The sequence below is a fragment of the Bacillus benzoevorans genome, assembly GCF_014207535.1.
Lineage (GTDB): Bacteria > Bacillota > Bacilli > Bacillales > Cytobacillaceae > Bacillus_BD > Bacillus_BD benzoevorans.
In genome coordinates, this window is sequence record NZ_JACHGK010000021.1 from 55,140 (window position 1) to 64,328 (window position 9,189).

Here is a 9,189-nt window from a genome sequence, read left to right on the forward strand (position 1 = left end):
ACCAGTACCTTTGTTTCTACACAATTTGTCATGGACAATTATTAGACGAATTTTAAATGCTTCAGCTATAAAAATTTTAACCATTCTATCCTTTTTCAAAATATTTTTTTATAATAATATTGTTGAATCAATAAGAATCCATTGCATTTGCATGCAAAAGAATGAAGATTTTTTTTCAAAGGGGGTATTAAATCTTGTTGTTGATTCATAAACCGCCCTATGTACATGGACTTGCACAGGATGTGCTGACTTCGATGTTCGCCACAGGATGTGGCGGTATTTAGTCGAAGTTCCTCTGTGAGTTCTTTGTCCCAAAGAAAAGTCGTTTACACCAACCACATAGGGCTAAAATCAACACTGAACTTTAACTGACCCTTTTCAAACAACAGCTTCTACCTCGGTATCGAAGCAGAGTCGGATTCTCCATCATATCTGACAAAATAACAAAGGACCTTAAAATAATATGAAGGAGATAAAAAAATGATTAGAGTTGTATGTAAAGCGAAACTAAAACTAGGAGTAGATGTAGAGGAATATTTAGTACCAGCAAGGGAAATGGTAGCAGAAACGAGAAATGAAAATGGCTGCATTATGTATACGCTTCATCAGGATATACATGACGCTTCCATTTTTACAACAATTGAGGAGTGGGTGGATGAAAAGGCTTTAGCACAGCACAATATGAGTGTACATTGTAAGCAAATCGTACCAAAGCTTAGGGCGCTTCGGGAAAGTACAGAAATCAATGTATATAAAGAAGTAGAATTTGAGTAGTTTCTTCAGATGAAAACGTTTATCCTAAATATGGAATGGATCGAAAACGATTTTAACCATTCAAAAGAATATATGGCTGAACAGGTGTTGAAGCTGGTCAGTTTGCAAACGGATCGGGTTTATGTGAAGTGGAGGAATTAAAATAAGGGTGCCAGGCACCCTTATTTTAGTAGTCATATTACCCCTTGAAGGCTTTCTGTAATTCCGCCAGTTCAAATTTCTTCATTTTAAGAAAAGCTTTCGTGACGCGCTCAAGCTGCTCCGGTGTGCCCTTGCTCATCATTTCGTCCATTTCATTCGGGACAATCTGCCAGGAAATGCCAAACTTATCTTTCAGCCAGCCGCATTGTTCGGCTTGAGGAACCGCAGAAAGCTTATTCCAATAGTGATCAATCTCTTCCTGTCCATCACAATACACCATAAATGAGATGGCCTCGTTAAACTGGAAGTGATGCTGATGAGCGCTATCCATTGCGGTAAACCACTGATTTTCTAGACTGAAATCCGAGAACATGATCGTTCCTTCTTTGTCAGGTTCCATGCCTTTCGGGTAGCGGGCGATATGTCCTAAACTTGCTTTTTTAAATACAGATAAATAAAAATGAACCGCCTCTTCTGCGTTGCCGCAATTATGACCGACAAACAAAAACGACGGTACTATTACAGGCCGCTCTTCTCCTTCCGGATTCGTTAAGAGTAACTGCCAACTTACCCCATACTTGTCCTGAATCCAGCCATACCATTCACTGAACGGATACTGTTCAAGCGGCATTAACGCTGTCCCGCCTTCGGACAATTTATTCCAAGCTTCGCTCAATTTTTCCTTCGCGTCTTTTTCCCGTGCCGGGTCAAAACGCACCGTAAAAGATATCGATGGATTGAATTTGAAAAAAGGACCGGCACTGATTGCCTTGAACTTCTGCCCCATTAGCTCAAAAGAGACGATATCGGAGTCGCCTGATGGTGTGTCGTGGATTGTTGTCACATCCGTAATTTTTGAGTCTGGAAATATGGAAGCGTAAAACTCGGTTGCTTCCTTCGCTTCCCTGTCATACCATAAATGCGGAACGATTTTTTGATCCATTTTCGCCATAGCAATTCCTCCTTCCATTTATCCATATTCCCCCCTAGAAAGGAACTGAATCGAATTAATGCAATAAATGTAAATTGCCGCGATTGGAAGACAATCTTTACTCTATTGTATGGAAAAAAAAGCATCACTATTCTTACCGAATGGTTATACTATTTCCGTTGTCAGATCACGAAAACGGTTACAAATTACACAACAATGACTGCCATACACAAAGTAAACATGCATGATAGAAAGCCGCTTTATTTCATAATTTCTTCCTGATCCCAATTTTTCAACGCCCAAACTACTTGGTCATTTGCGTAAAGACTGACTTCCTTTAAACCTAATTCAACAAATTCACCGTTGATAAAAGCTGCCCAATGAAGATTTTTCTCAGGGTTAGAGTAAACACCATTAATAGAGATGATATTCCCATTGGATTCTTCAATGTCAAATCCCCTTTTCGTGACTGCGTATAAGGATTCGCCCTCTTGAAATGTAACATGAGCAGAAGCGATCGTTTCATTTTTCTCATTTATTATTCGAAAGGTTCCCGTCGTTTCTAAGGCATATGCTTGTGAACAAAATAACAAAGCAAAAAACAGTAAAAATAGGGCTGTCTTTTTCATCATTCTTCTTTCATCTCCTACTTCCTTTTTTCATATTATTTCTTATTTATTTGGAAGATATTTATACAAAAGAGAAAAAAGATGAATCTACACCCAAGATTTATGAGTTTGAAAGGAAACCAGCTGAATTTTACGAATTATTTTGCTATTTGTATATGCTGCAAGATGCTACGCTCTCCACTTCCAATTTATATCCCCGTCAGGATAAACAGCGGGTAAATGGATCTCCTTCTTTTTATTATCTCCATCCACAATAAACCAATTTCTGTCATCTAACCATGCGGTATTAAAGTTTTCTGCAACAAACTTGCTTTCTTCTTCGATAACTCCCTCAAAAAAGTCTATGAATTTGCCTAAATTCTTATTAGGCTTAATTTTTCCATTCACCCACACACCATCAATATTAATATTTTGTACTTCGCCTAGACATTCATTAATAAAGTAAAGCTTCAACACTTTCACTCCTTAGACAAAAACATATTGTAAGAATCAGGGAACTTTTTCTCTGAACAAATTCATATTTTATTAGAGAGTTTCCTGATTATTAAATATGATACGATATCCTTCCAATCGAAAATATAGGTAAAAATAACTAATTATTCATATGAAATAACGATAAACATGAGAGAATTCCTCTTTCATTCATCTTAAAGACTCGTATTGCATTTATCCATTTTCATACAGTTATCATTATCAACTTTCAGACATCCCAATCATATCTATTCTCATTATACAACAAGGATATTAATCATTTATAAATCTATTAATAAAAAATAATAATAATTTTCAATTAAATCAAAATGGATGGTTCATCACGCTCGCCCAGATCTCCAATGATTCTTTCATTTTGCGGTGAATCGTGTGCTCTAATCGCTGCGGAACAGGCAGCCGCTCCGCATTCCGTATGTAACCGTTATAGCGACTTAATAAGTCCCTTAACGTAATCCATTCGACATCACTGCTTTCATATAATCCTGCAATATATTCTTGTATCTTCACGAAACCTTCCTTCGATGTAAGTTGAGCCTGCTGATATAACCGCTCTAACTCTATGATAATATTTTGATCCCATATCGTAGGTTCTGTAATGAATCCATCTTCTAAAATAGCAGACATACCGTGGTGAAACAGACAGCTGGCAAATCCATTGGGAATTAATCTTCCAATCTTTGCACCTGGCTCATAGGAGACGATGAATTTTTTCATTAAACAAGTTCCCTGTTTTGATATGTGGTATTCCAATTCCTTTTTCTTCACAGGGGGTTTTAACTGGTTCCACACAAGCATCATCCTTCCTGTTACTTTATTGAAATCCATGTATCTAATTCGACAGCGCTTTCATTTTCCCTCTAAAAATTCTGATTTTTCAGATATTAATCTTTATACAAAAAAACGCTTAAAAAATTTATGCGTTTTTTTGTATAAATCCTCTTTGGCTGTTAAATAGCTAACGACTTTTTGGTCAGAATCCGATCTAATTGAATAGGCACTTCCTTTAAGGTTGATAGATGAACATATTTTTCATGATTTTTGTTAATGTTATAATGATCGGCTTCCCATGTCGTTTGTTCATAGTGAAAACCCCAGGCATCATTTTCTAATGCAGGATAGATATCAGATTTCAGGCTGTTGCCAATCATGACATAGTCCTGAAAGTTGTATCTTTCCATCACCCTCTTAAATGTTTCAGGAGTTTTTTGCGTAAACACATAAACATCCTCAACATAATCAATGGCTCCGGATTGTTCAATTTTCCTTCTTTGAATGTTTTCTACACCAGCAGTTAAAATAATCATCGGGTAACCCTGGTTTTTCAATTCTTTTAACACAGGGATGGAATCAGGAATATTGTCATATTTTCGCTCATAGACATCCATGACCGTCTCTTTTATTTTAGCTTTTACTTCTTTATCAGACCTTTTTCCAGCGTGATTCATAAAATATTCATAGGTTTTATCCCAAGTCAGCAAGTATCGGTTTGGTAAAAAACCAATCTCAGCTATCATTTCTAAATCTAATTTTCGCTGATAGGCTTTAATCACTTCCATTTGTTTCAAATCGCCAAATACATCGGCAGCAACGATTTCCGCCACTCTCTGATTTGTTTTATCAAATTCAACATTTGTTTTCACAATGGTATCATCAAAATCCCATACTAATTGAATGTCTTTTATCATTTATGTTCACCATCTTTATTTTATGTCCTGTATTGATTATGGAATATTGTATAAAATTAGCTAGTTTTCATTTCTTTCTTACTATTATTGTAACAAAAAACTCACAAAGCGGACATTATATTGTCCGCTTTGTGAGTTTTTCCTCATTTTACAAATAATACTTCTCCATAAGTGATTGATATCGCATTTCAGCATACCTATTATTCAGCACATCAAACAATATAGACAAATCTGCTGTTGAATGGCGATTCTCGTATTTAATCGAATGGATATTATGAAATGGAATCCCATCCCATCCGGCTATATTTTCAATTTTCAAGAGCTCAACAAGAGCAATAATTTCGTTTACGATGACCTCTCTTGCCGATAATTCTTTCATGTACAGCGCTTGTGCAGAGTCTGCTTGTACTGCTTCTTTGGTTATCATTTCCTCATAACCTTTCTTTGCATAATATCCTCTTTATTTTGTATTCTATCATAAAGATTCTAAGAAGCATTTCCTCAATACAAACTAAATCTGAACATTATTTGAATTCATACCGTTCAGGAGTCTGCCCTTTTCATCTACAAATTTCCATTCTACAATTTTATTGCCAATATGGAAGTTTTTTTGTAGATAATATCCTTGGATTTTGCTCGAATGCTTTAAAATATTAAACTCAATAGGGGCAAAACCGATATGGGGTTGATCACTATAAGGGAATAGACCGGAAACAAGATGGTATTGATGTTCCGAACTAAGTGCTACGATGCCAATTTTCCCCTTTCGAATTATCATCCAATATTTATTGTGGCTGTCTGCAGCCGAAACTAAATGGCTGGCATTCGTATTATCGACAAAGATGATATGGCGATATGGATTTTTCAAACCTTGGTCATTCATTCCATGTTCGGGATGATACGATTTATACCTTTGGGAACGACCCCGTTCATCTACCCAGTATTGGCTGCCCTTGGCAGTTTTAAATGTTAATACAGGTTTTATTGCTAATTTTAAAGCCATTTTCTCAAGCCTCCTTAGCTTTTATTCATTAAACTATAATTGCTCCACTCCATACAGTTTCTATAATCTATGTATATTCTAGTTAAAGAAAGAGGCTTGTACAGTTGTAATAAACAGATGACTGTGACAATTAAAAATGGACCGGTTAATTACCGATCCATTAACATGATCAAATTTAATTAGTCCTCGCAGTAAAAAGTTCTGTTCTGTATGTTTCTTACCTTATTCATCCCGCTTCGCCAAGCAGCGATCGCACTCCATTAAATAAGATTCAACTTCATTTTCAATCCATTGCCCGCACTCCGCACATTGAATTTTCGCTGTTTCTTGAACAACTTCCAATTTATTTTGTGCCATCTAAACCGCCCCCTTTTTTATAATACAGACTATTGTTTATTCAAACTGTTATACTACAGTCTATGCAGTTCGATACAATCAATGCAGGCTTTCTTAATAAATTTTTTTAACAAAGAGCCTAATTTCATTTTCATAATTCAGTTTGGAATTGGACCATTATTTGTGCCTTCGTTTCTTTAGGTTACGGTTCTTTCTTCAGGCTTTTAAATGCTGCTTCCACTTCTGTCATACTGGGCATTTACCTAATTTAGGCTCATAATAGAACCCAATTTTTTGTCCGCACATAATGTAGGTTAGAACTTGATTAGATTTGGCAGTATTCACAAAAATCTTATTCATATGCCGGCTCTTCATTTCTTATTAAGTCTATTCAAGAAGTTTTTCAAAAGGAGAGGTTTATTTTTGAAAAAGCTCATTATTCTAGCATTGATTGGATTGGCAGCACAGCTCGTTGATGGTTCCTTAGGGATGGCATATGGAGTGACTTCATCCTCCTTATTATTGATGTTCGGGATTGCCCCGGCAGTAGCTTCCGCCTCTGTACATATGGCAGAAGTCGTGACCACCGCTGCATCGGGAGTTTCACATATAAAATTTGGAAATGTGGATAAACAGGTTGTCTTCAAATTAATTATACCTGGTTCGCTCGGTGCTTTTATTGGGGCTTGTTTTTTAGGCAGCATTCCGGGGGATATCATGAAACCGTATGTTTCTTTTTTCTTATTAATCTTAGGATTCTTTGTCCTGTATCGTTTCCTATTTAAATTCAATGTTCCAACGCAGGATGAGCGGACTAAAATGGGGAAAAAGCATTTCATCCCTCTCGGTTTCATTGCCGGATTTTTTGATGCAACAGGCGGAGGCGGCTGGGGACCGATTGCAACACCCGTTCTGTTAACAAGCAACAAAATGGAACCAAGAAAAGTGATCGGATCCGTTGATACTAGTGAATTTGCAATTGCCGTATTCTCAACACTTGGCTTTCTCATCACCTTAGGGTGGACGCAGATCAATTATCAATGGGTTGCTGCTTTGATTATAGGCGGTCTGATTGCCGCTCCGCTTGCGGCCTGGCTGGTTAAAATCATTCCCACAAACCTATTAGGTACGCTCGTTGGCGGGATTATTATTATCACGAATATCAGAACCTTATTAGGGGCACTGGATGTTTCGCACACAATTAGCCTTTTCACCTATTTAATGCTTCTAATCCTTTGGGCAGCAGCTCTCGTGAACGTGATTGTCAAAATGAAAAGAAGCAGTGCCGGCAGCCAAGTAACAGAATAATACAGAAAACGGTATTATATTTCTACTTTGAATTTCACTGTGTAATGAAGGAGAACAACCGATTCTGCAAAAATACGTACGAACTTATTTTGAATTGGAGTTTATCCTGCACTGTGTTATAATAGGGATACCATTTAAATTTTACTGATTTTATGTTGTAAACTTTTCCGAATATGTCCTATTCATTGTGAATAGGGCTTATTTTTATTTACCTGATTTAAGGTGTATTAGGTGTTCCTATAATCCAAGAAATAAAAACAGACCCTGCATCATGCAGAGTCTGTAGTAAGCTAATATTAAGCTTTACGAACGTTTGCAGCTTGAGGACCGCGTTGCCCTTGCTCAACATCAAAAGTTACGCTTTGACCTTCGTCTAAAGATTTGAAACCTTCGCCTTGAATTGCTGAGAAATGTACGAATACATCTTCTCCGCCTTCACGTTCGATGAAGCCAAAGCCTTTTTCTGCATTAAACCATTTTACTTTACCTTGTTCCATATTAATTGCCTCCTAGTGTGGTGTTCCACACAATGTTGTTACTATCCTTGCTCAAATACATTAGACGAAGAACAAAATGTATTCTCGATCTGAAAAAGAACAAAAATAATTCTTATTTAGAGTAACAGATATATCTTTAAAAAGCAAATCATTCGTCATTTACTGTAATAATTCCCAACAAACTGCAATAAAGCCGGTCAAATCAGTAATTTTGCCCGGCTGCCGAATGGCTTTATTCCCCTAAGTCTACTATTTTTTTTGAAGTCATCCTCTTCGCCTTTAGCGAGGCAGTCAAATAAGTAATCAGCCCTGAAAGGAAACAAAATGAAGCGCAGGTTGCTAGTAACACAAACATTTTATACCCTTCACCTGTCGATGAATCAAAATGAAAATAGCAGAGCAGGAACAAACTGCCGCTCAGCCAAAAAAGATAATAGGCATACCATTTTTTCACTCGTTTGAAAATGTAGTATCCGCAGAAGAGCAGTAAATATAAACCGCTTATAAGCATGATCATTGGGTATGTCGTCTGGTATTTAGCGGCATAGATAAAAAAATCCCATTGCAAAATATCAACATCTGACTGCACAGGACCGTAAAACAACTGTGTAAAAGGTGTGGTATTTTTCCATTCTGAAGGATGATCCAGAAGTGCACTGCCTTCATACCACGCCGCAATCGCTGAAAATAAAAAGACAACAGAGACAGCACCGAATTGAAAGATAAATCGAAACATGAGATCAAACCTCCTGCTTAAAGATTTAACATCATTCTTTTGTCCTTCACCTGCTGATATCCACTTGATTCATTCTGCCGCCTAAAGCGGCAGATACCAAAACTGCCAATTTTACCATCAACTGATCTCCATCGATGTTTGAAACTCCGTGGTATAAAAATTTGCTAAGTACTAATATTCTTCGTTAGGTAAAAAATCCCTTTCTACCTTTATAAATACTTTTCGTTACTATTAGCGTAATCTCCCATTAATCTGCCAAAATTCGAATCATACTCCTTTTTCCATACTATTAGCTGCTAATAAAAATCAAGCATAGCCTGTAATAAAGAACGCAAACTAACATGGCGGATGCCAATTACAAAAGAGCCATTGAGTGTTTTACATAAAGGCTGGCATTCGGTATAAACAATATTTTACTAAAAGGCGGTGAATGTAATGTCGAAAAAAAGAAAAAGGAATAATGCGCTGCCAAAAGCCGATGAGGAATTCGCAGAAGAAAGAGGAAACGGATTGGAAAAAGTCGCATTAAAAGCGATGAAAAGGCAGCACAATAAGTAAGCAAAAATAGAGTAGGCGCATGAGTTACTCATGCGCCTCTCACAGATCCGTACGTGCGGGTCATCGCATACGGCTCCTCCATGATTATCCCCGTTGGGG

At 37.0% G+C, this 9,189-nt stretch carries 14 protein-coding genes; 4 read left to right on the forward strand and 10 right to left on the reverse strand.

All coding sequences use genetic code 11. From position 1 onward, the window contains the following. The first annotated feature begins 480 nt into the window (after positions 1 to 480). Together HNR53_RS19940 and HNR53_RS23530 are read left to right on the forward strand one after the other, a co-directional pair. Complete coding sequence (locus HNR53_RS19940) at positions 481 to 774, forward strand: putative quinol monooxygenase (RefSeq protein ID WP_184529373.1); 294 nt, start codon at positions 481 to 483, stop codon at positions 772 to 774. 9 nt (positions 775 to 783) lie between these two features. After that, positions 784 to 915 (forward strand): hypothetical protein, encoded by a 132-nt coding sequence (locus HNR53_RS23530; protein ID WP_281391877.1) that lies wholly within the window; start codon positions 784 to 786, stop codon positions 913 to 915. A 37-nt stretch (positions 916 to 952) separates the two neighbouring features. Here the strand turns inward: HNR53_RS23530 and HNR53_RS19945 are convergent, their stop codons facing one another. The 8 genes from HNR53_RS19945 to yhfH all read right to left on the reverse strand — a co-directional run bounded on the left by HNR53_RS19945 (position 953) and on the right by yhfH (position 6,012). Beyond that, positions 953 to 1,867 carry a VOC family protein gene (locus HNR53_RS19945; RefSeq protein ID WP_184529375.1) on the reverse strand — a complete coding sequence of 305 codons (915 nt, stop codon included), beginning with the start codon at positions 1,865 to 1,867 and terminating at the stop codon, positions 953 to 955. Positions 1,868 to 2,106: 239 nt separating this feature from the next. Next, the gene (locus HNR53_RS19950; RefSeq protein WP_184529377.1) at positions 2,107 to 2,478 is read right to left on the reverse strand and encodes a DUF4430 domain-containing protein; all 372 of its coding nucleotides are present in this window, start codon (positions 2,476 to 2,478) and stop codon (positions 2,107 to 2,109) included. Positions 2,479 to 2,643: 165 nt separating this feature from the next. Further along, the gene (locus HNR53_RS19955; RefSeq protein WP_343065366.1) at positions 2,644 to 2,931 is read right to left on the reverse strand and encodes a hypothetical protein; all 288 of its coding nucleotides are present in this window, start codon (positions 2,929 to 2,931) and stop codon (positions 2,644 to 2,646) included. 339 nt (positions 2,932 to 3,270) lie between these two features. Then, a complete protein-coding gene (locus tag HNR53_RS19960) occupies positions 3,271 to 3,681 on the reverse strand; it encodes a hypothetical protein (protein WP_184529381.1) in 411 nt (136 codons plus the stop codon). Positions 3,682 to 3,914: 233 nt separating this feature from the next. Next, positions 3,915 to 4,652, reverse strand: coding sequence for an HAD family hydrolase (locus HNR53_RS19965; RefSeq protein ID WP_184529383.1), 738 nt, complete (start codon positions 4,650 to 4,652; stop codon positions 3,915 to 3,917). A gap of 148 nt (positions 4,653 to 4,800) precedes the next feature. Then, on the reverse strand, positions 4,801 to 5,079 hold the full coding sequence (locus tag HNR53_RS19970; RefSeq protein WP_184529385.1) for a hypothetical protein: 279 nt from the start codon (positions 5,077 to 5,079) through the stop codon (positions 4,801 to 4,803). Positions 5,080 to 5,163: 84 nt separating this feature from the next. After that, complete coding sequence (locus HNR53_RS19975; RefSeq protein WP_184529387.1) at positions 5,164 to 5,655, reverse strand: hypothetical protein; 492 nt, start codon at positions 5,653 to 5,655, stop codon at positions 5,164 to 5,166. Positions 5,656 to 5,877: 222 nt separating this feature from the next. Next, positions 5,878 to 6,012, reverse strand: a complete 135-nt coding sequence (gene yhfH, locus HNR53_RS19980) for a protein YhfH (RefSeq protein ID WP_184529389.1) — start codon at positions 6,010 to 6,012, stop codon at positions 5,878 to 5,880. A gap of 402 nt (positions 6,013 to 6,414) precedes the next feature. Here yhfH and HNR53_RS19985 point away from each other — a divergent pair, with 402 nt between their 5' ends. Next, a complete protein-coding gene (locus tag HNR53_RS19985) occupies positions 6,415 to 7,299 on the forward strand; it encodes a sulfite exporter TauE/SafE family protein (RefSeq protein ID WP_184529391.1) in 885 nt (294 codons plus the stop codon). Between the two features lie 296 nt (positions 7,300 to 7,595). Here HNR53_RS19985 and HNR53_RS19990 read toward each other — a convergent pair whose 3' ends face one another. Together HNR53_RS19990 and HNR53_RS19995 are read right to left on the reverse strand one after the other, a co-directional pair. Next, a complete protein-coding gene (locus HNR53_RS19990) occupies positions 7,596 to 7,796 on the reverse strand; it encodes a cold-shock protein (protein WP_184529394.1) in 201 nt (66 codons plus the stop codon). A gap of 232 nt (positions 7,797 to 8,028) precedes the next feature. Then, positions 8,029 to 8,532 (reverse strand): YjdJ family protein, encoded by a 504-nt coding sequence (locus HNR53_RS19995; RefSeq protein WP_184529396.1) that lies wholly within the window; start codon positions 8,530 to 8,532, stop codon positions 8,029 to 8,031. Positions 8,533 to 8,967: 435 nt separating this feature from the next. Here HNR53_RS19995 and HNR53_RS23535 point away from each other — a divergent pair, with 435 nt between their 5' ends. After that, a complete protein-coding gene (locus HNR53_RS23535; RefSeq protein ID WP_281391878.1) occupies positions 8,968 to 9,090 on the forward strand; it encodes a hypothetical protein in 123 nt (40 codons plus the stop codon). Positions 9,091 to 9,189: the final 99 nt, after the last annotated feature.

Bases quoted from the DNA above. Each gene is read 5' to 3' on its own strand.
- HNR53_RS19940 (WP_184529373.1), top strand. From the start codon at position 481: ATGATTAGAGTTGTATGTAAAGCGAAACTAAAACTAGGAGTAGATGTA.
- HNR53_RS23530 (WP_281391877.1), top strand. From the start codon at position 784: ATGAAAACGTTTATCCTAAATATGGAATGGATCGAAAACGATTTTAAC.
- HNR53_RS19945 (WP_184529375.1), bottom strand. From the start codon at position 1,867: ATGGCGAAAATGGATCAAAAAATCGTTCCGCATTTATGGTATGACAGG.
- HNR53_RS19950 (WP_184529377.1), bottom strand. From the start codon at position 2,478: ATGATGAAAAAGACAGCCCTATTTTTACTGTTTTTTGCTTTGTTATTT.
- HNR53_RS19960 (WP_184529381.1), bottom strand. From the start codon at position 3,681: ATGAAAAAATTCATCGTCTCCTATGAGCCAGGTGCAAAGATTGGAAGA.
- HNR53_RS19965 (WP_184529383.1), bottom strand. From the start codon at position 4,652: ATGATAAAAGACATTCAATTAGTATGGGATTTTGATGATACCATTGTG.
- HNR53_RS19970 (WP_184529385.1), bottom strand. From the start codon at position 5,079: ATGATAACCAAAGAAGCAGTACAAGCAGACTCTGCACAAGCGCTGTAC.
- HNR53_RS19975 (WP_184529387.1), bottom strand. From the start codon at position 5,655: ATGGCTTTAAAATTAGCAATAAAACCTGTATTAACATTTAAAACTGCC.
- yhfH (WP_184529389.1), bottom strand. From the start codon at position 6,012: ATGGCACAAAATAAATTGGAAGTTGTTCAAGAAACAGCGAAAATTCAA.
- HNR53_RS19990 (WP_184529394.1), bottom strand. From the start codon at position 7,796: ATGGAACAAGGTAAAGTAAAATGGTTTAATGCAGAAAAAGGCTTTGGC.
- HNR53_RS19995 (WP_184529396.1), bottom strand. From the start codon at position 8,532: ATGTTTCGATTTATCTTTCAATTCGGTGCTGTCTCTGTTGTCTTTTTA.
- HNR53_RS23535 (WP_281391878.1), top strand. From the start codon at position 8,968: ATGTCGAAAAAAAGAAAAAGGAATAATGCGCTGCCAAAAGCCGATGAG.